This is a genomic window from Roseibium sp. FZY0029, assembly GCF_036350355.1.
Classification (GTDB): Bacteria; Pseudomonadota; Alphaproteobacteria; order Rhizobiales; family Stappiaceae; genus Roseibium.
In genome coordinates this window covers 70,288-93,833 of record NZ_JAZDVZ010000003.1, presented here as the reverse complement: position 1 = coordinate 93,833, position 23,546 = coordinate 70,288, and the positions used below count along the sequence as shown (strand labels likewise).

Sequence of the window (23,546 nt, the reverse complement as noted above, 5' to 3'; positions counted from 1 at the left end):
TTGTCTGCCGGGATTGGTTGAAGGTGACAGCGACGGGCTATAGTGTGTCGTCAATGCTTTCATTTTTTAATCGGGTTTCTTTGTGACCAGCCTAAAATCGGAATTGCCGAGCCTTACAGGATTTGCAGTCTTTGTAGCATTCATCTTCCTGGGTGATGCACTGAAACCGGCAGAAATCGGGATCGTCCCATCGCTGCTTCTGCTCGCAGTCATTTTCCTCACGGTGATGTGGTGCGCATTTTCGGTTGTCCGGCATGCGGAGTGCCTGGCAACGCTGCTCGGAGAACCCTTCGGGACATTGATTCTGACCCTGGCAGTCATTGGCATCGAGGTCGCACTGATCGTAGCGGTCATGCTGTCGGGAGACGCCGTGCCGACAATGGCGCGCAACACCATGTTCTCGGTTGTAATGATCGTGCTCAATGGGCTCGTTGGGATGTGTCTTCTGGCAGGAGGTCTGCGTCACAAGAACCAGACCTATAACCTGCAGGGTGCAAACGCGTTCTTGTCGGTGCTGGTCCCGCTTGCCATTTTTGCACTGGTGCTGCCACGCATAACCCACTCGGCACCCGGCGGAGAATTGTCTCCGTTGCAATCGGTGTTCGATGTCAGCATGTCCCTGCTGCTTTACGGGGTCTTCCTGGCGATCCAGACAGTCACGCACAGTGATATTTTCCGGCAACCTGATCTCGACGGTGAAGAGGAGGGGCATCATCCTGTAGTCGTTCGGTCAATGCCGTTTCATATCGTTGGTTTGCTTGCCTCTCTGCTGCCGATCATTCTCCTGTCAAAGAAGCTCGCGCTTTATGTCGAGTTCGGCATTGAGGGATTGGGGGCGCCTCTGGCCTTGAGTGGTTTCATCGTCGCAGCGCTCGTTTTGATGCCCGAAGGTCTGAGTGCCTTGCAGGCAGCGCGAGACAACAAGCTTCAGCGCGCGGTGAATATTTGCCTTGGCTCAGCCGTGGCCACGATCGGTCTGACGGTACCTGCCGTTCTTCTGGTTGGATGGGTCACCGGTCTGAAAATAGAACTTGGACTGGAACCCGCTGAAATCATCTTGCTTGTTCTAACCCTGTTCATCAGCTTGCTGACGTTCGGCAGCAAGGCAACGAATTATCTCCAGGGCGCTGTCCATCTGGCCCTTTTCGCTGCTTACGTGATGATGATCTTCGATTTGTCCTGAAATTTCGGCGCCGCAGCGGTTTTAAACACGGCTTCTGCTTGGACTGCTCCCGCGAATATGATTTGTATTCTTAAAAGTTAACTCTCAACAGATTGGCCTAACATGCTGCTTTTGACCGAAGACCAGACCCGCGATGCGTTGCCATTTCCAGACCTGATAGACGCACTGGCAAAGATGTTCCGGTCGGGCTGTGTTATGCCGACGCGCCACCATCACGACATGGAAGTACCCGGCGAGCCGGACGCAACGGTCCTGCTGATGCCGGCGTGGGTGCCGGGGGGCTACGCGGGCGTGAAGGTCGTCAACGTGGTTCCGGGCAATTCCGAACGCAATCTTCCCGCTATTTCCGCACAATACCTTTTGTCGGATGCCCGGACCGGAGAAATGCTGGCGCTCATCGACGGCGGCGAACTGACCGCCCGGCGAACCGCTGCTGCCTCCGCGCTGGCTGCCAGCTACCTGGCCCGGTCTGACGCGCGGCACCTTCTAGTTTTGGGAACGGGACGGCTTGCGCCCAACCTGATCGCCGCACACATGGCCGTTCGTTCCATCGACGAAGTCACCATCTGGGGGCGGTCCAGGGACAAGACGGATCAACTCGTGCGTTCGCTGGCCGATCAGTTTCCAGTGAAGCTCAAGACGGCAACAAGTTTAAAGGAAGCGCTCGGGGAAGCAGACATCGTCAGCGCCGCGACACTGTCATCCGAGCCGCTGATCAAGGGAGCGGTGCTGAAGCCGGGCACACACGTGGATCTGGTCGGAGCTTTCAAGCCGAGCATGCGTGAGAGCGACGATGACCTCATCAAACGGGCCGAGATTTTCGTTGATACGCGAGACGGGTGTCTGTCCGAAGGCGGTGACATCGTGCAGCCGATCAAGTCAGGTTTGTTGAGCCCGGGTGAAATCAAGGCTGATCTCTACGAGCTTTGCCGCGGCGAACACCCAGGCCGGCAGAGCGACGAAGCGATTACCATGTTCAAATCCGTCGGTGCAGCCCTGGAAGACCTTGCCGGCGCCATTCTCGCCTATCAGTCCGTCGAGCACTGACGGCGGGACGTTTAAGGGCAGAGATGGTCCGCCGCCTCAGCCCAATTCAAACGTCGTGATGCCGTAGAGCTGATCAAGCGGCAGATCGGGAGCAGGACCGCGGTACATGCGGAACGTTTCGAATTCCGGTGACAGCTCGTATTTCTCAGCCATCAGCAGCGCTGCCGCGTTTGGTTCTGGCGTATCCAGGATTACGGTCTGCCCCTTGACCTGGCCGGCGAGTGTCCGGAACAGGGTGTCGGCGATTTCCGGCTCATCAGCAAAGAGCGGCCCGATCTTGTAGCCTTCACGGCACTGACGGATAACACCGTAACCTCGAACATGGCCATCTTCGACGAATGCAAAACCCCTGCGTGTTTCAAGCATGGGCGCAGCCCATGTTTTCAGAAACTGCGTGCGTTCTGCCGGGAAGAAACGTTGATCGTAATCACGAATACCGGGAAAAAGACCGTGGCCAAGCGGCGCAAGACGCGGGTCCATTGGCGTGTCGCACATCGAGATCCCTGCGTGCCGGATGTTCCGATAGACCGACTTGAAGCCGTGCTGGGCATAACTGGCGGTTTGCTCTTTGACCGCATCCAGTCCGATGACCCTCGGTCCCAGGTAGTTCATCGCATGGGCCCATATACGGTGACCGTATCCCATGGTCCGGAACTCGGGCTTGCAAATGTAAAGTCCGATGAAGCCGAAGGTGTCGCCGTAGCGGACCGCCGAGATGACGTTGATCAGTTTCCCGTCAATTTCGCCGGCAAAATACCCGTTCGGATCTGCCGTGAAAAAGGCTGGGCCGTCTTCCAGTCCGGGATTCCACCCTTCCTCCGCAGCCAGCTCGAGCGGTATATGGATCTCGTCTTCAGTCAGTTGGCGAATCCTGAATGCGTCTGTCATCTGGCCTCCTGAGCGTCTGCGGGCTTTTGCCTCAGCGTAGGATGACTCGGAATGAAAAGAAACACTTGCACCAGGAAGGCATTTTCGTCGTTTTCACATAAGCTGCCATCGATTGCGAACGTCGTCTCCCTTGCGTCGACTTCACAAGTGTGCATCACTTTCCCTTAAGGCATGTGGTGGGCATCGGCGAGCCAGAAGTGTCTCCATGTGAGTTTCGTCACAGACAGGCAACAGCTCTAGCGCAATAGTTTCACGCAGATTTAAGCGCTGAGGACGTTATGCAAAAACGGGATTATCGACCTCTTGCCACACAGGTTGGCAAATCAATCATCTCCACCAGACCGGCCTGGAGATTGAGGAAAGCAGTCAGGATGGGGCTGTTGAGCCTTCCGGTCGGCGTTGCCCTTGCGTTTCCATCCAGCCATGCGAATGCACAGACCGATGACGGCCGGAGAGTGGCGCTCGTTATAGGTAACCAGGATTACCAGTATGTCACGCCGCTCGAAAATCCCGTCAAGGATACGACGGAGATCGCCAGAATCCTCCGGGAGGCGGATTTCGACGTAACCATTGGCACCAACTTGAACAAGAAGGATCTGGAGCAGGTCGTCCGCCGGTTCCTGCGTGAACTCAATGATGGCGATACGGCTCTGTTCTATTACTCAGGCCACGCGCTTCAGGTTGGCGACGCCAATTTCATTCTTCCCGTCGATGCCAAACTGTCGTCTCAATACGATCTGGAGTTCGAAAGCCTCAAGGTTTCGCATCTTCTCGACTACATGAAGGCCGCTTCCAGCCTGCAGATCGTCATGCTGGATGCCTGCCGCGACAATCCCTTCGAAATTGCAAGCCTGTTTTGGGGTGAGGAAGAATACGCGCTTGGGAAGACAAGAGGCCTGCGCAGGATTCCGAACAAGCTCGGTACTTTCATTTCCTATGCTACGCGTCCTGGCCAGGTTGCCTATGACGGCAAGGGTCCCATGAGCCCGTTCACCTCCTCGGTGGTCGAGAATGCTCTGGATCCAGCGCTCGAAATCAAGGACCTGATGACCAAGGTTCGGGACGATGTGGTGCGCAAGACCGGCGGGCAGCAGATCCCTTATGAGGATTCAACGCTCGTCACCAGTTTCTACTTCGTGCCGCCCAAGCCCGCTCCGATCGTGACGGCCCATCACAGAGTGAGTGTGCCGGCATCGGTGGATCCCGTGCCGATCGGCATACCCGAACCGGTGCAGCCGGAAGGCGGCTGGCTGAAGGCGAAGTTGACCTTGCTGCCTGAGAAGGGCTCCCTGAAGCTTCCCGGCGGACAGGCTGTCGCCGAAGGAGATGTCATAGACGCGGCGCAGCTTGCCAGTCTCGAGTTCGTGCCGGAAGGCGCGCAACCCGGCGACGTGGAATTGATTTCCTACGAAGTGGAAGACCAATGGGGTGGGTCTGCATCGGCCATCGCTTCCATTACCGTTGCGCAGAATGAGACACCGGCCCAAGACAGCCAGGAGGACGAAAACCGGACGAAGCGGCTTGAGGCCCTTCTCGCATGGCTTGAAGACGCTGCATCCAAGGGGGCCGTCGATGCCAACATCGGCGTCGGCGCTGTGCCGGTCTACCCTGAAGCTCCAGTTGAAGATTTGCCGGCAACGAGCGATTGGCTGAAGGTCGTCTCCGTTGATAGCGACCTGCAGCTTTCATCCGACAACCGTCTTCTGCAGGCCGGTGACCGGTTTCCTGTCTCCGCGCTGGCGACGCTGACCGTTCGACCACAGATCGGCAGCGAACGTGAAGCGCGGAAATTCGCACTGGAATTGCCGGCGGTAGAAGGCAGGTCGGCCCAAACGATCACGCAGATCGTGCAGCCCCGCGTCACGCAGTGCGACCGCCTGGCAACGCAGCCGTTCGATTTGCAGGCTGTGACGGAGGGGCGTCTGGCAAACGATCTCGATCCGGCTGCGGTGGATGCAGCCTGCGCGGAAGCGATGGCAGCTTATCCGGAGATCGGCCGTTTCGTTTTCCAGCGCGGCCGTGGTGCATTCGCCGAAGGCAACCTGAAGCAGGCTATCAGCTACTTCGAACAGGCCTACCAGATGGGGCACGTCCGGGCAGGCCAGGTGCTGGGGCGAATGTATTTTCTGGGCGCCGGCATCGACCGGGATCGCAAGAAGGCCGTCGAACTTTACCGCAAGGCAGCGGAACGGGGCGACGCCTATGCGCTTCATTCCCTGGGAATGGCCGAAATCAAGGGGGAAGGTACCGCGCAAAACGAAAAAGACGGTTTGCAAAAGCTGCTCCAGTCGGTGGAGGCAGGTCACACCTTCTCGTTCAATGCCATTGGCGGGTTTTATCTGAATGGCCAGCACGTGGAAGAAAACGTCGACCGTGCCGTTTACTACTACAATCGCTCGGCATCCCGGAACGACATCTACGGTTTCCTCAATGTGGGAACGCTCTACCGCGATGGCAAAGGCGTGCCGCAGGATTACGAAGCGGCGCTTGGCTGGTTCAGGAAAGCACATGACGGCGGCCATCCAGCCGCAGGCACGGCTATCGGACTGCTTTACTACAACGGCCAGGGCGTAGAGAAAAACGACGAAGAGGCAACGCGCTGGTTCCGCGAGAGCGCTCAGCGTGGCGATCCCTGGGGCGCCTATAACACCGCCTGGATGCTCGGTCAGAAGGATGGAGACGCAGCTGGGCAGGACCGTATTCGCATGCTGGCCATGGCAGTCGCCGTCGAACCCTCCTCGCAGGCTGCGGAACAGGCACGGAAAGCTCTCGGCGAATCGCGTAAAAACCTCAAGGCGAAGGTCATGCAGCAAGCCTTGACCGACCTCGGCTTCGATCCGGGGCCCGTCGACGGTCAGCCTGGCCGGAAAACCCGCGAAGCACTGGCGGACTTTTTCAAAGCCTCGGGTCGATCACCCGCCAACGGCGACGACGCCCTGATCGCTCTGATCAAGCATCAATGGGAGCAGGACCGCCCCAGATATGATCTGTTCTAATCACTGAGGGAGATATTCAGGTGAAAACCTTTTTGTTCTTACTGCCGGTTACCGGAGTGCTGAGCCTCTTGGTCGCAGGATGCCAGACACAGCAAAACCCGGCTCCACAGACAGTAACGCAGCCAGTATCAGCACCTTCAACGAGCACTCGGGCATCCAGACCCGTGTACGACCCGATCAACGACCCTGCCGCACGTGATAACGACAATGGCGGCGGCAACAGCGGCGGTGGCAACAGCGGCGGTGGCAACAGCGGGGGTGGTAATAGCGGAGGCGGAAGTAGCGGCGGCGGCGGTGGTGGCGGCGGCGGCCCGAGCGGAGGTGGCGGCGGTAGCTGGGGCTGACCTCGCGCAGAAAAGGTAACACCGATGTTTGTTTCAATTGGCCTGGCGACCAGACGACATGTCTGGGCCAGACTGTGCGGCCTGTTTTTCCTCGCAGTGAGCGTCAGCACTTCTGCTGACGCCGGGCAGTGGCGCGCTCTTGTCATTGGAGTTGACGCCTATCAGCATGTCTCTCCCTTGAAAGGGGCGGTGAATGACGCCCGGGACATCGCCCAGACCTTGACCGCCGCCGGTGTTACCGATCTGACCACATTATTGGACGCTGATGCGTCCCGGCAGGCGATCCTGTCATCCTGGGAAGACCTGATTTCCCGCTCCGCCTCTGACGATGTTCTTGTTTTGTCCTACGCAGGGCACGGTGCTCAGGAGCCTGAGTGGGTAAAGGGATCTGAAGAAGACGGCTTGGATGAAGTGTTTCTTCTTGCCGGCTTCGACATTTCCGCTCCGGGAAATGCCGAGAGACTGCGAGACGACGACATTGCTGCAATGCTTCGGGCCGCCGGAGGGCGCAATGTGCTGGTACTGGCCGATAGCTGCCACTCGGGAACGATGACCCGGTCTGTGGACCCACGTGTCACGAGACTGGGGACCCGGCTGGTCGGTCTGCCGCCCTTCGAGAACGATGCCCTGCGCTCTCATTCTCTTCCTCCCTTCCTGGCCCAAAACGCGCCTCTGTCCGAGGACGTTCAGGACATGCCCAATGTCATCTATGTCGGAGCTACGGCAGACGGTCAGGTGATCCCCGAGCTGGTGATAGCCGGAGAACCGCGTGGTGCGCTGAGCTGGGCATTTGCGCGCGGTGTTGAGGGAAGGGCGGATCTGGATCGTGATGGCGGTATATCCATGCAGGAACTCAGCCTGTTCCTGAAGGAAACCGTGCGTGTGGCAACAGAAGGCCGCCAGTCGCCTAGCCTGAGCATCAGCAGTGAAAGCCGCGCCGCCGTCCTGCCACGCGTCAGTCAGCAGATTTTTGCGCAGGAAACAGGTGTCCTCACTCTGTCTGCAAGCTCGGACAAGGCCACGCCGGCCTTGCAGCAACTGACCAGCAAACAGGAAGGCCGGTTGAAAGTGGTCGAGGATGGCACAGCGGATCTGTTCTGGGATATCGAGGAAGGTGACGTCCTGACAAAATTCGGCGACGTGGTGCTGCGTGGCAAGGCCACAAACATCGGCCAGTTTGCAGACGTCGTGACCAAATGGGGCTTTCTGGCCGACCTTTATGCTTTGTCACGAGAGCGACAACCTATCGAAGGAACGCTCCAACCCTCTGTCGGGCATATTCCGGAAGGCGATGCGTTCAAGGTCGGGCTTACCTCTGACCAGGCAGGCAATATGGCGGTGTTCGCATTGGAGGCAGATGGCACACTTCGTCTGCTTGCTCCCAACAAGAAGGCAGATCCGCTGGGCAAGGACACAATGGTTGAGGCAGAAAGACCATATGTGCTCAACCTTCGGGCGGCTCAGCCGTTCGGAGCCGATCACATCATCATGGTGCGGTCATCCCAACCCATGCCTCAATTGGTCGGTGTGTTGTCTGCGCTCGACGGTAAACCTCTCAGCGCCGAACTGTCGCCCAAGCTGCTGGAGTTGATTTCCCAAAGTGCCGATGCGGTGGGGATTGCCGGCGTCTATACGCAGCCCGCTGGCTAAGGCCGGAGATCAGCTACTATCCTGTTGCGGCTGAAAAGAATTTTTGTGACCATGGCCACACTCATTACGCCATCCTCTGGTAATATTGAACAATAGACAGCGCTGGGCTTCATCGTAACGGCCGGGCGCATTGGAAAGACCAGGGAATCAGGAGCCTTTCATGACACAGATTTTGAAGCATGCCTGTTCAAGGCGAAGTTTGCGGAGCACCAGTGCTCTCGCCGGTTTGATTTTTGCGGTATCGGCGGGTTCTGCACTTGCAGACCCGATCGCGCTTGTGCTCGACAAGTCGGAAGATGTTGATGTGTCCGCGTTTACCGAGCTTATGCCCGGCGATGTGGTGGACCTCGGCACGACCGGACATGTCGATCTGCTGGATTATTCGGCGTGCCAGGAAGTCAGGATCCAGGCCGGTGTGCTGAAGGTTTCTTCCGAAGGCTATACGACCGAAGGGTCTGAGCAGTCGGTTCTGAGAGCCGGCAACTGCTTGCAGGCCGACAGCGGCACCGAAAGCGAGAAGGCAGACAAAGGCCTGACTGTCACACTGCGTGGGCTGACGTTGGAAAACAAGAAAGCCGCGTCGTTGATGCTGCGTTTCGACAACAAGCTGCGCGACCAATACGACACCGTATTTGTTTCCTTCGGAGGTGGTGAACCCAAGCGTTTCGACATGCTCGACAACATCCTTACCGACATGCCGGATCGCGAGCCGGAAGACGAAGCGGTTGAAGTTGAGCTATTCCTGCAAGGCAAGGCGCCTGACTATGGTGTCGTCATGCGTACGATCACCATAGATCCGGTCCAGGTCGGACGGAAAACCGCGGTTGTCATCGTGAAATGATATTTGGCGGCCGGTTCGCGGACGCGGCCATGGGACGCAAGCAGCTCATCATTCTCATCGCGCTCGTTGCGGTGGGGGCTGGCATCGCCATCGGTTTATCCGCTCAAAAGGCCATCTGGGAAGGCTGGGTGACAGACCGCCTGTTCCAGATCAAGGCCCACTTGCACGACAAGGAGCAGGCAGATCTTGCTCCTGTTGTCGTGGTCGGTCTTGATCAAAAGGCCCTCAACTCCGACCGGCTGGCGCCGATACCGCGTGTGTTGATGACCCCGGTTCTGGCGGAAGCCGGACAGGCCATGCTGAATGCCGGGGCCGTTGCGCTGGGATATGATTTTGTCTTCGCCTACAGCGCAGACGGATTTGTGGATCCAAGCACCGGCGAGGCAAGGCTCAAGGGGTTTGATCTGGCGTTCCAGCGGTTCCTTTATCAGAACCGAGGCAAGGTCTTCATCGCTCATACCGAAATCGGCGTGCCCCAGCGCATGTTTTCCGCCGCGGCCGGTGAAGGAGGCGTAAGGTCGGTAATCGTTTCGACTGATAGCGATGGTGTGGTCAGGCGGCACGAGCCGAATTTGCCTCTGACCGAGTCGCCCCATTTGATCGATGCGCTACTCGGTATGGCAGGAGCCGAGATCTCCGAAACCTATATACCGGTACCCTCAGCCCGCTTGGCGACCTCCGTTCCCTATCTTTCTCTCATCGATGTCCTCCAACTCCTGGAAAGTGAGGAAGGCAGACAGGAACTTGCCCGGTTTGCCGAAGGCCGGATCGTCCTGTTCGGCGGGCTTTTGCCCTATGAAGACGAGCATCTTTTTTCAGACCGTTTTCTGCCACATCTCTCCGACCAGCAGGCAGAGACCGGACCAAGCGGACGGCCTCGGGTTCAACCGCAAACGGCCGGTGTGTTCGTGCTGGCCGATTTCATCGGCTCTCCGCTGGCTGGCAGAATTGTAACCGAACCGCCCGCCGGTGTGGTTCCTGCTTTTGCCGTTCTCTTCGCAGTCATTGGCACTCTTGCAGGCCTCTCCCTGCCATTGTTCGTTTTGCCTTTCGTGGCCGTGGGCGGTGTGCTCTGCGGCCTGGGGCTTAGTCTGGGCAGTATCGAATTCGGGATGTTTCCGTCACCGGGCGTCGCGCCGGTTGCCTTTGTCTCTGCAACCATAGTCGCCGCTGTCGGAAAGGTTGGCATCCTTCAACGCCGTCAAAGATCTCTGGTGAGGCTCTTTGGCCATTACCTAGCGCCAGATGTCATCAAGCTGATGGCAAGCTCAGAGCAATTGCCTGCGCTCGGGGGAGAAACCCGGCATGTTGTCGTGGCCTTCATCGACATTGTCGGCTTTACGAAGATGTCGGAAAAACTCGCCGACCAGGACGTGGTGCGCGTGGTCAACTCCTGTTTCGACAGGATCGGGCAGGTGATCACCGCCCATCAAGGGTACATCGACAAATACATTGGCGACGCCATCATGGCGGTCTGGAACGCACCCAACACGGTCGCTCACCCGGAACAATCGGCTGTCGATGCAGCAACCGAAATCATAAATCTGCTCGACCGGTTGCGGAAAATCACCGGCCAACCGCCGCTGGACTTGCGTATCGCGCTCAATGCAGGACCTGTTCTGGTTGGTGATATTGGCGGCGAACATCGCCGCTCTTTTACGGTCATGGGAACCACAGTCAACACGGCCAGCCGGATTGAATCCGTTGCGAAGGACCACAAGGTTCGTCTTGCTGTCAGCCAATCGGTTGCCGAGAAACTGCCCGCGTCCTATCCGGTTTCGGAGATATGGAAGGGGCAATTGCGTGGTCTGAGTTCCGACATCTGCGTTTACACGCTGGACCTTCCTGAAATGTACATGGAGCCGGAAGACCAGCGGGTGAAAGCCCGTGACGAGCAGGACAGGAGCAAGCTGGTGACTTTTCCACGATCCTGACGAAGCTCCTTCAAACACAGCATTTTTTGCATCTTTCCCAATCATCCGGCATGATCGGGTAACTGGTTATTCGCAGCCTGAGCAGCACTGGCGCTGCGCTTAAGGTCTCACTATGGTTCAATGGCCTGACAACCAAAATCCGGGTGGCAATCGCCCTGAGTTTGACAGGACCGTGATCCGTCCGTCACACAAAGCCCCTCCGGCTGGGCCTGCTGCCCCCCCGCCAGCGAAGCCTGCGCCTTCAATTGGAAAAGCAGGCGCTCCCAAACGGTCTCCCGTCCTTCTCTATGCCGCGCTGGCAATAGGCTTCCTTGTGCTGGGCGGCGCCGCAGGTGGCATTGCTCATCTGATTTCTTCCGGCGCGATTTCCCTGTCACCGCCTGAGGAAAGCGGAACGCAGCAACTCGTCGACGCGTTGGAAAGAAGTTCCGCGTCAGAAAATGCAGCGCAACAGGGTTCAGAGGCGCAGGGGCCGGAAGCGCAGGGTCCGGAGGAAACGGACGGCAGTGCCCAGTTCTTGGAACAGGATATCGAGAATGCGGCGCTGACGAATGAGGAGGACCTCGATGTCCCGGCTGACCCGTTTTTCGACATGGCGCTGTCCGCCGTCATTCCGTTGGCTGGGGACCCGGTGCTCCTGAAAGATGGTGCGGCCAGCCGGCGGATAGATCTGTCGGAAAGACCGGTGCCGGCCGCTGCGGTTGGCGACGGCGAGGCGTCGGTACCTTCTGTCGCCGCTTTCGTACTCGATAGTCAGATGCTCGACGATGATGGCAATCTTGTTATTCGTGCGCCGGGCAGCGAAGCAGACTTTCAGTTCGGTAATTTCGGCGGCGGCGACGAGGCCGAGGGCATTGTCGTTGAAGAAGATGCCAGCCCCGCCGACGACAGTTCTCCCGACTTGCCGGTGTTCTTGAAGCCATCGACCGACACGCTGAACCTTTATTTGACCGAACGTCCCATCGGTCAGGGGCCAAGCCGCATTGAAGTACGCGAGGAAGTGGCAAAGCCGGCCTCGCTCAAGGAATTCCTGAAGGGCAACGGGTTCGACGAAGAAGTCCTCGACCCGCTGATAAAGTTTGTTCAGGAAAACTTCGACAAAAGCGATTTGATCGCAGGCGATAAGATCGCTGTGCGTGGTGTTCGCATGCCGAACAAGGTCGGCCGGATTGGCGATTATTACCGGCCCGTGCAGATATCGATATATGGCCGCGAAGGCTATGTGGGGACGGCGGCCTATTCAGCCGGACGGGACGGGGAAAGCTATGTGGCCGGGGCCGACCCCTGGTTCGGCAAGACCATCGTTGAAGAAAAACCGTCGGCCGAGGAAGCGACGCAGCCTGCCAACACCCATCGCCTGATCGACGGTCTTTATGCGACCGCGGTTCGAAATGCCGTGCCCGCTTCTATCGTGGGCGAGGCAATCGCCTATCTCGCTCCCATGACCGACCTCAAGCGGGCGATCAAACCGGACGAAAGGGTCACACTCGTATTCACGGATTCTGCGCGGGACGAGAAACGCGGCGGCGGCAGGGTGCTTTTCGCAGGCGTGCGGCGAGGGGACGATTGGTCGGTTCGCTGCTACGTGCTCAAGGCACCGGGCAATCGGGGATTTGCCTGCGTGAACGAAGGCGGCAAGGTCAGTGTGTCCGGTGCCATGCTCGTTCCGGTCAAAGGCGTGCTGACGTCAAAATTCGGGATGAGGTTTCATCCGATCAAGAAGACCGAACGCCTTCACGCCGGGGTCGACTGGGCGGCTCCCACCGGCACTGCAATCCACGCAGCCTTTTCTGGCAAGGTTACTTACCGGGATGTCCGCGGCGGTTATGGCAACTTCATTGAACTCACCCATAAGGACGGCATCACAAGCCGCTATGCCCATATGCATGAGTTCGCCGACGGTATTCAGCTTGGATCGGTCGTGCAGGCTGGTGATCTGATCGGCTATGTGGGAACTACCGGGCTTTCCACCGGTCCGCACCTGCATTTTGAAATCAGGCACAGGGGCGAACCGACGGATCCACTGGCCTTTGAAATGGAAACCGGAGCAGACACACCGCAATCTGTCGGAAGCAAGGACCTGCAGGATTATCGCACGGTGATCGCCGATATTCTGAGTGTGCAGTGAAAGAGGTCTTGCACAAGCGCTGAATTGCGCCAGACTGTGATGCAGGTCGCAGTAATTGCTGCAGGAACGTTCATTCTGGCAAGAGTGTAACACCACACGAGGCTGCCATGACGAGACCAGCTGCCCGCCTGGGCGATTTCCATGTGTGTCCGATGTCGCCTATCCCTCCGGGATTGCCGATCGCACCGCCTTGCAAGATCAATGTTCTGATCGGGATGCGTCCTGCCGCAAGAATGACGGACATGTGCGTTTGCGTTGGCCCGCCGCCGGCAAATGTCGATCCTATCGTTATGGGGTCGCTGACCGTCCTTGTCGGCATGCTGCCGGCAGCACGGATAGGAGATCCGACAGCCAAGGGCGGCGTGATAACGACCGGCGACTTCACGGTTCTTATCGGCGGCTGACTTCTGTCACCCTGAAGAGGAACATTTTCTCGACCCGGAAACAAAACGCCGGACAGGTTCTTGAACCTGTCCGGCGTTTTAGTGTTTCTGGCTCAGCTTTCCGGCTCGATTTCAATCCCTGTTTCGGTGGCCTTCAAGGTAACGCCCTTCAAGTCTTCGCCGTTCATCTGCGCGGTCAGGAACGCACGCGACAGTTTCGGCAGAAGATCGTTGGTCAGAATGTTGTCGATCATGCGGCCGCCGCTGTCCGGGTCGCGGCACAGCGAGACGATATGGCTGACAACATCTTCTCCGTAGTTCAGCACGGCATCCCGGTTCTGCTTGACCCGCTTGACAATGCGGTTGAGCTGAAGCCTGACGATAAATCCGAGCATCGAAGGCGACAGCGGATAATAGGGGATGGTCACGATACGGCCGAGCAGGGCGGGCGGGAACACGTCGAGCAAAGCCGGTCTCAGGGTCTCCGCAAGCTTTTCCGGATCCGGAGCATTGGGGTCTGTCGCGGCAAGGTCCGGATCGCTGGAAACCGGCGCATCCAGCATATGGCTCGCTGCATTCATGATGATGTCCGTGCCGACGTTCGACGTCAGCAGGATCAGCGTGTTGCGGAAGTCGATCTTCCGGCCCATGCCGTCTTCCATCCAGCCCTTGTCGAAAACCTGGAAGAAGATTTCGTGAACATCCGGGTGCGCCTTTTCAACCTCGTCCAGAAGCACCACCGAGTAAGGCTTGCGACGCACGGCTTCGGTCAGCCGGCCGCCTTCGCCATAGCCTACATATCCCGGAGGAGCACCTTTGAGACCGGAAACGGAATGCGCTTCCTGGAACTCGGACATATTGATGGTGATCAGGCTTTCTTCGCCGCCGTATAGCGTTTCGGCAAGCGCAAGCGCGGTTTCGGTCTTGCCGACACCGGATGGGCCGCACAGCATGAACACGCCGATGGGTTTGTCCGGGTTGCCCAACTGAGCCCGGCTTGTTTCGATACGCTTTGCGATCATCGCAAGACCGTGAGCCTGACCGATCACACGTTTGTTGAGACTGTCGGTCAGCGTCAGGATTGTCTGCATCTCGTCCTGCACCATCCTGCCGACCGGTATGCCCGTCCAGTCGGAAATGATGCTGGCCACAGCTTCATCGTCGACATAGGCATAGACCATGCGATCGTCTTCCGGGATTTCCGAAAGTTCCGTGCGCATGGCTTGCAGCGATTCGCGAATGGCGTCTTCGTTGGTCAGGTCCACATCAAGTTCCAGCTCGATCTCGTCGATAGGAACCAGAGCGGGCTTGTCGTGCTGCGGATCTTCGATTGCTTCGCTTTCCGGATGAGGGGCAGGTTCAACACCGCGCAGCTTTGCTAGAGCCGCATTCAGGCGTCGGATGCCGGCAACCAGTTTCCGCTCGTTTTCCCACTGATTGCGAACCGTCTCGATGTCGCGTTCGGTTTCCGCAATCGCTTCGGAAAGGGCGTCGAGTTGCTCCTGATGGTCGACGCCCAGTTCGGCGTCGTTCGTCAGGGCCTGTTTCTCTGTTTCCAGAAAACCTTTACGGGCAACAAGGTCCAGCAGCCGGGCTGGCTGTGCTGCTTGCGAGATGTTGACGCGAGCCGAGGCGGTGTCGAGAACGCTGACCGCCTTGTCCGGCAACTGGCGCGCTGGAATGTAACGATGTGACAACGATACCGCCGACCGAACAGCGCTATCGAGGATGCGGACCTGGTGATGATCTTCCATCGGGCCCAGCAGGCCGCGCACCATGGCAAAGCACTTTTCCTCATCCGGCTCATCAACCTGGACAGGCTGAAAGCGCCGAGTAAGGGCAGGGTCTTTTTCAAAATGCTGCCGGTACTCCGACCATGTGGTGGCAGCGACGGTTCTGAGCGTGCCGCGGGCAAGCGCAGGCTTAAGAAGATTGGCCGCATCGCCCGTTCCAGCCGCGCCACCAGCACCGATCAGCGTGTGCGCTTCATCAATGAACAAGATCGTCGGCACAATGGATCCGTGGACCGCATCGATGACTGCACGCAGCCGTTTCTCGAACTCACCTTTCATCGATGCGCCGGCCTGAAGCAGGCCGAGATCCAGGGCGCATAGTCGAGTGCCCAGGAGCGCCGGGGGAACGTCCCCGGAGACGATTTTCTGCGCAAAGCCTTCAACGATAGCTGTTTTGCCGACACCCGCTTCCCCGGTCAGGATCGGGTTGTTTTGGCGGCGGCGCATCAACACGTCGATAACCTGGCGTATTTCCTCGTCCCGTCCGACGATTGGATCGAATTCCTTCGCACGGGCCCTGGCAGTGAAATCCACGGTGAACTGGCTGAGCGCATCTTCACCGGGGCCGCCGGCGGCCAAAGACTCTGATCCCGGCTCGCCGGCGGTAGCGCCGGAAGCAGGACCGGAGCCGTCGATCGGCCGGGACCGAACTTCACCGGATGATCCGGCAATGGCATCCAGTTGACTCTCTAATTCATCGTGCTTGAGCTTGTTGAGAGCTTTCGATAGCTGGAACAACTGTGTCCGTGTGCTTTCTTCTCCGAGGATCGCAAGAAGCACATAGGCTGTCCGTATCTTGTAGTCGCCGTGGGTAAGCGTTCCGACGAACCAGGCGCCCTGCAATGCCTCGCGAAACGGCTTGGACATTGTGGGAAATTCGGTTTGATTGATCTTCAGCTCCGCAAGGGCGGCCTGAAGATCCTTGTCAACGGCACTCAGATCGATGTCGAAATGGCGAAGAATGTGAAACAGGTCGGAGTTTTCGTTGCGGATCAGGTAGTAGAGCCAGTGGAGCAATTCGAGGTGCCGATGGCCGGCATCCTTTGTAAGCCGCATGGCCTTATCCAGGCTTTCATAGGCGACCGAGTTAATTTTGCTGGTTACTTTTTCAACCGTAATGTCACTCATAATTTCCGGTCCTTCGGACTTGAGACCTATTGATAAACAGTGGTGTGGCGGCGCACTGGCCGAAAACGGGTGTCGGTGAGCATGTCCTCTTCTTCTGCCTCCGGTTCGGCCTCATCGCCGGCGACGGACGCAGGAGGCTTCAGCCAACCGATATGTCCCAATGTTGCGGAATTGGTCGCATCCATCCGAACGGCGGACGCGCATCTCTTGGGCAAAGCCAGCTCGATCTCGTATTCAATTTCCAGACCGAGATAAAAATCGATGAGGTCAAACAGCTTTTCTGTCCATGGATTGGGTTTGACCCGCGTCGGTGGAAGAAACTTGCGATATTCCTCCAAATTGCGTGTGAAGATCCTGATCCGGATCTTGTCGCTGACACTGTAGACCTTTGAGCCGACGATGGTATCGGCGCCAAGCTTGCCGGCCCCTCCCGGGCCAAAGCCCCCAAGCTTGAGCTGATCGTCCTTGTCCAGATGCAGCCACGTTCCCACGCACTGATCGATTTCAACTTTTACGTCAAAAACACCCGTGATAAGGGCCTTCAAGCGGGCGGCGCTTTTTGTCTTAGGCGACATTAGCCCGGCATAGAGCAACTTGAGCCGGTCATCGATCCTGTCGAGATCACGATAAATCGGAGAGCCGATGCCAATTGCCGAACCGAGATAGGCAAGAAACCTGTCATCGTCCGGCCGGTCATGCTGAACGATCGGTCGCGCATCTGCCCATGCGCGGTAAAACAATTGAACGAAGCGATTGTTGAATATGTCCAGGAACCGCGGAAAACTGTCGTCACCCGTCAGCCCGCGCATGATTGCTTCGTCGGTATAGGCAGAGGGAAGGGCGCCTTGCGGTCCCAGCATGCCGAGGAAACGTTCCAGCAAGACGAGGCCGCCGTCTCCGTCACGCGTAGCGCGCTCGATCGTGGAGGTCGCGAATTCGCTCGACGGATCCTGGCCGAAGCGGACGATGTCTTCCATCATGCGCCGGCTTTTGCCGATCCTGGGCGGTGCCGGTTCTTCGGCTTTCTTTGGTTTCACACCCGGCTCGGACCGACCGGGGGCCGTCTGCCCCTCAAGCATTCTCAGCACTGCCAGAAGGTCGTGTCCACCGGGATGTTTCTGGATGCGTTCAGAAAGCGCTGCAAGCAATGAAGCATATTGCTGCTGGACAGGGACTTCGATACGAGGCGCTTCCGGCACGGCTTCTTCACTTGCCGCATCTGGCACGGGAGGCAAGGCTTTTTCAGGCTGAAGCGCTTCTTCAGTCGTCGCTGCAGGGGTCTCATCCTGCGCAGAAACCTCCGTATCCGGTTTTTCTGGCGGTAGTGTTTCAGGGATGGAGGGGCTTGCATCATCTCCCGGTGAGTCGGATTCAGATTTTTCGATCGCGTGCAATTGTCCTTCGTGCGATTCAGTCGCTTTATCAGGGGTGTTGTTGCCCCGAGCTTCTTCGGTCCAGACGGTGTCCGTCCCGGCAGTTTCAGATTTGTCTGCCGTCGTCACCTGATATTCTTCCGCCGGCCACACCGGAGCCTTCCGTGCGGACGTTGGTACGACGGTCTTTTCCCGCGCAACGCGGGTTTTGGTCAGATCCTTGTCCGCCGGCCCGGTCATAGAATTCCCTTCGCACCAATCCGCGGCGGCCATTTCATGATTATTCCGCGCTCTGTCGTTGCGATGACGCATTGGGTGAAATGATTGATTGAGGCGTATTCCGCGATGAACCGGTCAAGAACAGCGCCCAACAGGAAAGCGCTTGCGCCTTCGAAGGCCTTGTCATCAAGCGTGATCGTGACTTCCAGGCCTCTGGCAACGCCTGTTCCGGATTTTTGTTGCAGGCGGCGCACAACCGGCCTGGTCGATACCGACTGGACGGACTGGGCCTGGCGGTCTGCCGCGCTGTCGGAAAGCGGTGCAAAGACGCTCAGCACATCGCGGAAAGACCGGCCGTCGCGCCCGGCAGCATCGTGAACCAGTCCTGTATGGTTCAAGGCCAGAATGTTGATGAGCCTCCAGGCAATCGCCCCGGCGTGGCCCTGTTCTCCCAGTCTTTCATTGTAGGAAAGCAGCGGTGGTCTCGGGGACGTCGGTCCTGCCACGCAATCCACCTTGAGGCCAGTATCTTCCAGGATCCGGAAATCTCCAATTTCGGACTTGTCGGGATTGGACCCAACGGGCAGATCTGCTGCAAGCGACCGGTTCGACGCAAGAACCTTGAGCGACAACTCCGAAAGGCGTTTCTTGCCGGTCTGCATCAAAGCGGCAGCCTGGGCACCGCTGGAAATGGAGATGAAGGTTTCCGTGCCCATGTAGGGGCTTGGCTGCATACGCCGCATTTCGGAAGACGACTGACGCCTTGGCAGGCGGCGGATCGTATAAAACCACTCATGACCGGCTTTTTCGGTGTCTGGAGCCACGCTGTAGAGAGGGTCGACCGGGCGTTTTTCACCGCCTGAGAAGTGGGCGGATACTTCGGTTACCGCATGCACCTCGTAATCCAGCGGTCGCGTCCTGTCCGTTATGACCGCAAACTCGTGCTGTCCTTTCTTGATCGGCACCCGGTCTGTCTGCCGTTCGAAAAGGTTGACGGCGGGCGCCGAATGAAGAGCGAAGATCTTTCGCTCGACATGGGAAGGCAAGCGGTTTTCGACCTCATCAAAGACGAATATCAGGTCGAAAGACTTGGCTTTGACCCTGTCCAGATACCGGCGCAGGCCCATAAGGCGAAAGCCAAGGTAGCTGCGGGGAAAGTTGAAATAGTCTCGAAGATGGTCAAAGCCTGTGAACAGCCGCAGATCATTGTGAAGCAGGGCATCTTCTTCATCGAAACCGAGTTGTTCGATGGCATCAACCGGCAGGCGTTGCAAGCTGGATTGGCCGAAGGCGTCCTCTGTGCGGATGTAGAGCGCAATCGTGTGTCCGAAGATCTGCTCGTAAACCTTTGCCGCCAGATCAAGCGGCCCGATCAAGCGAACTGGAAGGGTGTCGATCCTGCAACCGGATACCTGGTATTCAGGTTTTTTCAGTGCCTCTTCGGCGGACACCTCGTTTTCCGGATCATCGGACATCCGGTGGGTTAGGGTGATCGAAAGGCCGGCGCGCACCCTCCGATCTTCTGCCATTTCCGCACCCAGGCCTGACACCTGGGCTGCAGAACTCAGGTACTTCGCCCCCGTCAGCTCAAGCGGCGTGAGTGTAACCGGAGAGGTGAGGGTAAACCGGCAGCGTACCTCACCCTGCCGCTCGCGGAAAACAGCTTCCATTGGCGCATGACGTTCGATCTTGATGCCATTTCGCAGATTGGCGTCGCCATATTTCGGTGTGATCCGAGCCAGAACCAGAGAGGGAATCGGGGCTAGCGCAGTCGGATAGAGTTGTTCGAACAGGTTCGAGGTGAACTCGGCGAATTCATGCTTCATTTTGAGCTGGACGCGCGCCGAGAGGAAGGCTGTGCCTTCAAGCAAACCCGACAGCATCGGGTCGGACCGGTCTTCCAGGAGGCCACCCAGACGTTCAGCAACAGCCGGATAAGCCTCCGCGAACGAGGCGCCCTGTTCCCGCAGATAGGTCAGTTCCTGATTGTACAGGTCGAGAAATTCGCGGTTCATGCGGTTGCCCCGATGATCTTGATACGGCCGAAAGCAGGGTCGACGTCTGCAACAAATTCACTGGCAACCCGGATCGGATCGCATCGAATTTCAGCCTTGATTAGAAATCTGACCTTGAAGGTGTCGCTTTCGACCTTGTCGTCGCGCTCCACTTTCAAGGTACGCGGATCCATGCGAGGTTCGAAATGCAGAAGAGCCTGACGGATGTCTTCGGCGAGCCGATTGATACGGATGGTATCGACGATATGCACAGACAAGTCTGGCAGACCGTAATTTATGATCGAGCTCTCGACTTCCGGAAAGTCGGACAGGTCCTGCGTGGAATTTAGGTTGACCGTGTTGAGCAGCGCCTGGAGGTCGCGCCGGACTTCGGAAAGCAACGTATGTTCCGAAACCCCGTAGGATCTGGAAAGCCGGCGTCCGGACTTCAGGTTTTCACTGCCCTGTGCCTCTTTTTGCCTGGCTTGAGCGGCCTTGTAGTCCGGGTCGTCCAGCGCACGGAACGCCCACATCAGCGGGGAGTGCATTTTCACATTTGATTTAGCCATCGGCCAAGCCCACGCTGACTGCTGCCCCAGAAAATTTAAAGTATGCCCCTCGCGGTGCGGCTTCGAAAGCCGTATTTCCGTATTTGAGGGTCCAACGAAAAAAGGCTGCCGCACCGAAGCGCGGCAGCCTTGTCGGCCAAAGCCTTATTTCTTTTCGTTTGCTGCAATGTCCCAGGCAAACTCGGGAGCTGCACCCTTGGAGCCGTCCGGCTTCTGTTCGGTGTAGATGTACTTGTATTCACCGAAGTTCAGCGTGACGCTTTCCGTGATACGGTCGTCCGAACCGCTGCCGCCGGTCGAAACGTTGGTCACGATGATGTCCTTCATTTCGAGCTTGATGTATTCCAGCGGGGTGTCACCAGCAGCCTTGCGAACGAACAGGGTGCCTTTGGTGATGTGCTTGCCGGTCGACACGTGCTGCAGGAGCACGGGAGTGGATTTGTCGACGAACTTGGTAACGCTCAGGTCCTGGAAATGTGCCTTGCCGGAGCCGGAACCCGAACCCATGTGGGTTGTGCCGGACTGGGAAGCGCCCCAGGACCAGGACAGAACGTCAATCTTGTCCTTGTGGGTCTTGTCCTGTGCTTCGCCTTTGATACCTTCAAGTTCCAGATAAAAATCGACAGCCATTTTAATAGATCCTTTTGGTTGTTGAGGGCCAGGTAAATGTTCCTGGCTCAAACTCTGCTATTCTTGACAACTACCTCGGACCTCTCGGTCCAAACCCCTAAGCGCTTGCGCACCTTGTTTGCACCTCCGCCCGGGAAAACCGGGCTGCATCCGGTGAGGATGCTTGCCGGAGGGCGGGCTGCCGCCCACCGGCAATTCGTGAAATCAGTTGCCGTCTTGCGGAATGCGGGACGCCAGGCTCATGCCGATGTCCATGCCTTCCAGCTGATAGTGCGGACGAAGGAAGAACTGGGCCCGATAATATCCGGGGTTTTCTTCGTCGGGCACGATCGTGACCTTGGCTTCCCGAAGCGGCTTGCGCGCCTTGGTTTCCTCGGTCGAATTGTCCGGATCACCATCGACATAATCCATGATCCAGTCGTTCAGCCAACGCTGCAGCTGCGCCGATTCCTTGGTCGAACCGATCTTGTTGCGCACCATCACTTTCAGGTAGTGGGCGAAACGAGTGGTCGCGAACATATAGGGTAGGCGAGCGGACAGGTTGTCCGATGCGGTCGCATCCTTGCCGTCCGGCCCTGAAAACTGGCGCGGCTTGAAGACAGACTGTGCACCCAGGAAGGCTGCCTGGTCCGTATTCTTGCGGTGGATCAGCGGGATCAGGCCCAGACGGGAGATCTCGTGTTCACGCCTGTCGGAAATCGCGATTTCCGCAGGGCATTTCTGATCCACACCGCCATCGTCGGTTTCGAAGACGTGGGTTGGCAGGTTTTCCACCAGACCGCCGCTTTCCACGCCGCGGATCCGCACTGTCCAGCCGAATTCCTTGTAGGCACGGTTGACGTTTGCAGCCATGGCGTAAGCCGAACTCATCCAGGCGTAATTGTTGTGGCTGTCTTCGCCGAATTCTTCTTCGAAGGCGAATTCTTCCACCGGATCGGACTTTGCACCGTAGGGCTGGCGGGCCAGCACACGCGGCATCGTCAGACCCAGGTAACGTGCGTCTTCGGATTCCCGCAGTGTCCGCCACTGGGCATGGATCTCCGTATCGAAGATCTTGGACAGATCGCGCTTGGCCGGCAGTTCCGTCCAGCTGTCCATCTGCATGAGCTGCGGATTGGCAGCCGCCAGGAACGGAGCGTGAGCGGCCGAGGAGATCTTGGCCATACCGCGCAGCACCGTAATGTCCTGCGGGTCGTAGGAAAACTCATAGTCGCCCACGATGCAGCCATAGGGCTGACCACCCAGCTGGCCGAATTCGGCTTCGTAGATCTGCTTGAACAGCGGGCTCTGGTCCCACTTGGCACCGCGGTAGCTCTTGAACACACCAGCAAGTTCTTTCTTGGAGATGTTCAGGAACTGCAGTTTCAGCGACGCATCGGTTTCAGACTGATGGACAAGATAGTCGATGCCGCGCCAGGCGCTTTCCAGCGTCTGGAATTCCGGCGCGTGGATGATTTCGTTCACCTGTGCAGTGAGCTTTTCATCCAGTTTCGCGATCATCTCGTCGATCGTGTCGTACACATCTTCCTTGATGAGCGCCTGATCGGACAGGGCTTCGGCCAGGAAGGTGGACATGGCGTTGTCTACCAACTGGTTCGCCGTGTCGTTTTCGTTCTTGATCCGGAAGTTCTGCTTCAGGATCGAGGCGAATTCCTCGGGGCTCTTCTCAACCGCGACTTCGCCGGCTGCTGCGCCACTTGTCTGAGCGCTGGTATCTGTGCTGCTCATTTATGCCTCCTCCGTGCCGTCGCCATCTGCCTGCTTATCGGTAGACGATGCCTTGTCGGCCTCCATTTTCTGAGCGAGTGCCTGCATCAGGGCCGGATCCCGGGTCAGTTCTTCAAGCTGGGAAATTGCCTGAACACGTCCGTCCATCATGGTGCGCAGAGCAGCAAGGCTGCGGCGCGCATCGAGCAATTTCTTCAGCGCGGGAACCTGCTCGGCAACACGGCCAGGGGTAAAGTCGTCCATGCTCTTGAAACGCAACTGGACGCTCATCTTGGAATTTTCTTCGCCAGACAGCTTGTCCTTCACAGTAAAGGACGTGCCCGGTTCGATCGCTTCCATGCGCTTGGAAAAGTTGTCCATATCGATATCGAGGAACTTGCGCTCGTCGACATCAGCTTTTTCGACACCTGGGTTATCGCCGGAAAGATCCGCCATGATGCCCATGACGAAAGGCAGTTCTACCTTCTGTTCCGCGTCGAACGGATCTTCGTAGAAAATGTGGACCCGCGGAGGTCTGTTGCGCTTGATAAAGCCTTGCCCGCTGTTCGATGCCATTTTACTTGCCTTTCATTTTCCTGACCCACAAGAAAAAGGTCAATTTTAGTAAAATACTAGCGCGTAACTCTTGTTAGCTAATTGCTGTTCTTAGGTCGGCGCTGCGTTTCGTTGCTATCTATGTACTTCGTTTTTGGGGAACGGGAAGTGATCATTGTCACAC

Annotated in this window: 16 protein-coding genes; 8 read left to right on the top strand and 8 right to left on the bottom strand. The window is 57.7% G+C overall.

All coding sequences use genetic code 11. The features are described 5' to 3' along the window. Positions 1-82: 82 nt before the first annotated feature. Together V1T76_RS08930 and V1T76_RS08925 are read left to right on the top strand one after the other, a co-directional pair. Positions 83-1,183: a calcium:proton antiporter gene (locus tag V1T76_RS08930; RefSeq protein ID WP_330560320.1), complete on the top strand. Its 1,101-nt coding sequence runs from the start codon at positions 83-85 to the stop codon at positions 1,181-1,183. Positions 1,184-1,285: 102 nt separating this feature from the next. Further along, positions 1,286-2,230 (top strand): ornithine cyclodeaminase family protein, encoded by a 945-nt coding sequence (locus V1T76_RS08925; protein WP_330560319.1) that lies wholly within the window; start codon positions 1,286-1,288, stop codon positions 2,228-2,230. 36 nt (positions 2,231-2,266) lie between these two features. On the opposite strand, the gene V1T76_RS08920 is transcribed toward V1T76_RS08925, so the two are convergent. After that, positions 2,267-3,118, bottom strand: a complete 852-nt coding sequence (locus V1T76_RS08920; RefSeq protein ID WP_330560318.1) for a GNAT family N-acetyltransferase — start codon at positions 3,116-3,118, stop codon at positions 2,267-2,269. A gap of 380 nt (positions 3,119-3,498) precedes the next feature. Between V1T76_RS08920 and V1T76_RS08915 the strand changes: the two genes are divergently transcribed. The 6 genes from V1T76_RS08915 to V1T76_RS08890 all read left to right on the top strand — a co-directional run bounded on the left by V1T76_RS08915 (position 3,499) and on the right by V1T76_RS08890 (position 13,415). Continuing rightward, the gene (locus tag V1T76_RS08915; protein WP_330560317.1) at positions 3,499-6,114 is read left to right on the top strand and encodes a caspase family protein; all 2,616 of its coding nucleotides are present in this window, start codon (positions 3,499-3,501) and stop codon (positions 6,112-6,114) included. Between the two features lie 368 nt (positions 6,115-6,482). Continuing rightward, positions 6,483-8,108 carry a caspase family protein gene (locus V1T76_RS08910; RefSeq protein ID WP_330560316.1) on the top strand — a complete coding sequence of 542 codons (1,626 nt, stop codon included), beginning with the start codon at positions 6,483-6,485 and terminating at the stop codon, positions 8,106-8,108. Positions 8,109-8,268: 160 nt separating this feature from the next. Then, positions 8,269-8,949, top strand: coding sequence for a hypothetical protein (locus V1T76_RS08905; RefSeq protein ID WP_330560315.1), 681 nt, complete (start codon positions 8,269-8,271; stop codon positions 8,947-8,949). A gap of 29 nt (positions 8,950-8,978) precedes the next feature. Next, entirely contained in the window at positions 8,979-10,883 is a 1,905-nt protein-coding gene (locus V1T76_RS08900; protein ID WP_330560314.1) for an adenylate/guanylate cyclase domain-containing protein, read from the top strand. A gap of 313 nt (positions 10,884-11,196) precedes the next feature. Beyond that, a complete protein-coding gene (locus tag V1T76_RS08895; RefSeq protein WP_330560313.1) occupies positions 11,197-13,011 on the top strand; it encodes a M23 family metallopeptidase in 1,815 nt (604 codons plus the stop codon). 107 nt (positions 13,012-13,118) lie between these two features. Then, positions 13,119-13,415 (top strand): PAAR domain-containing protein, encoded by a 297-nt coding sequence (locus V1T76_RS08890; RefSeq protein ID WP_330560312.1) that lies wholly within the window; start codon positions 13,119-13,121, stop codon positions 13,413-13,415. 92 nt (positions 13,416-13,507) lie between these two features. On the opposite strand, the gene tssH is transcribed toward V1T76_RS08890, so the two are convergent. The 7 genes from tssH to tssB form a co-directional block, all read right to left on the bottom strand. Further along, positions 13,508-16,315 carry a type VI secretion system ATPase TssH gene (gene tssH, locus V1T76_RS08885; RefSeq protein ID WP_330560311.1) on the bottom strand — a complete coding sequence of 936 codons (2,808 nt, stop codon included), beginning with the start codon at positions 16,313-16,315 and terminating at the stop codon, positions 13,508-13,510. Between the two features lie 26 nt (positions 16,316-16,341). Next, positions 16,342-17,928 carry a type VI secretion system baseplate subunit TssG gene (gene tssG, locus V1T76_RS08880; RefSeq protein WP_330560310.1) on the bottom strand — a complete coding sequence of 529 codons (1,587 nt, stop codon included), beginning with the start codon at positions 17,926-17,928 and terminating at the stop codon, positions 16,342-16,344. Then, on the bottom strand, positions 17,925-19,922 hold the full coding sequence (gene tssF, locus V1T76_RS08875; RefSeq protein WP_330560309.1) for a type VI secretion system baseplate subunit TssF: 1,998 nt from the start codon (positions 19,920-19,922) through the stop codon (positions 17,925-17,927). Before tssF ends, tssG begins: the two co-directional genes overlap by 4 nt. Beyond that, positions 19,919-20,470: a type VI secretion system baseplate subunit TssE gene (tssE, locus tag V1T76_RS08870; protein ID WP_330560308.1), complete on the bottom strand. Its 552-nt coding sequence runs from the start codon at positions 20,468-20,470 to the stop codon at positions 19,919-19,921. Before tssE ends, tssF begins: the two co-directional genes overlap by 4 nt. Positions 20,471-20,614: 144 nt before the next feature. After that, entirely contained in the window at positions 20,615-21,100 is a 486-nt protein-coding gene (locus V1T76_RS08865) for an Hcp family type VI secretion system effector (protein ID WP_330560307.1), read from the bottom strand. 204 nt (positions 21,101-21,304) lie between these two features. Continuing rightward, entirely contained in the window at positions 21,305-22,828 is a 1,524-nt protein-coding gene (gene tssC / locus V1T76_RS08860) for a type VI secretion system contractile sheath large subunit (protein WP_330560306.1), read from the bottom strand. After that, positions 22,829-23,383, bottom strand: a complete 555-nt coding sequence (gene tssB, locus V1T76_RS08855) for a type VI secretion system contractile sheath small subunit (RefSeq protein ID WP_330560305.1) — start codon at positions 23,381-23,383, stop codon at positions 22,829-22,831. Between the last annotated feature and the right edge of the window lie 163 nt (positions 23,384-23,546).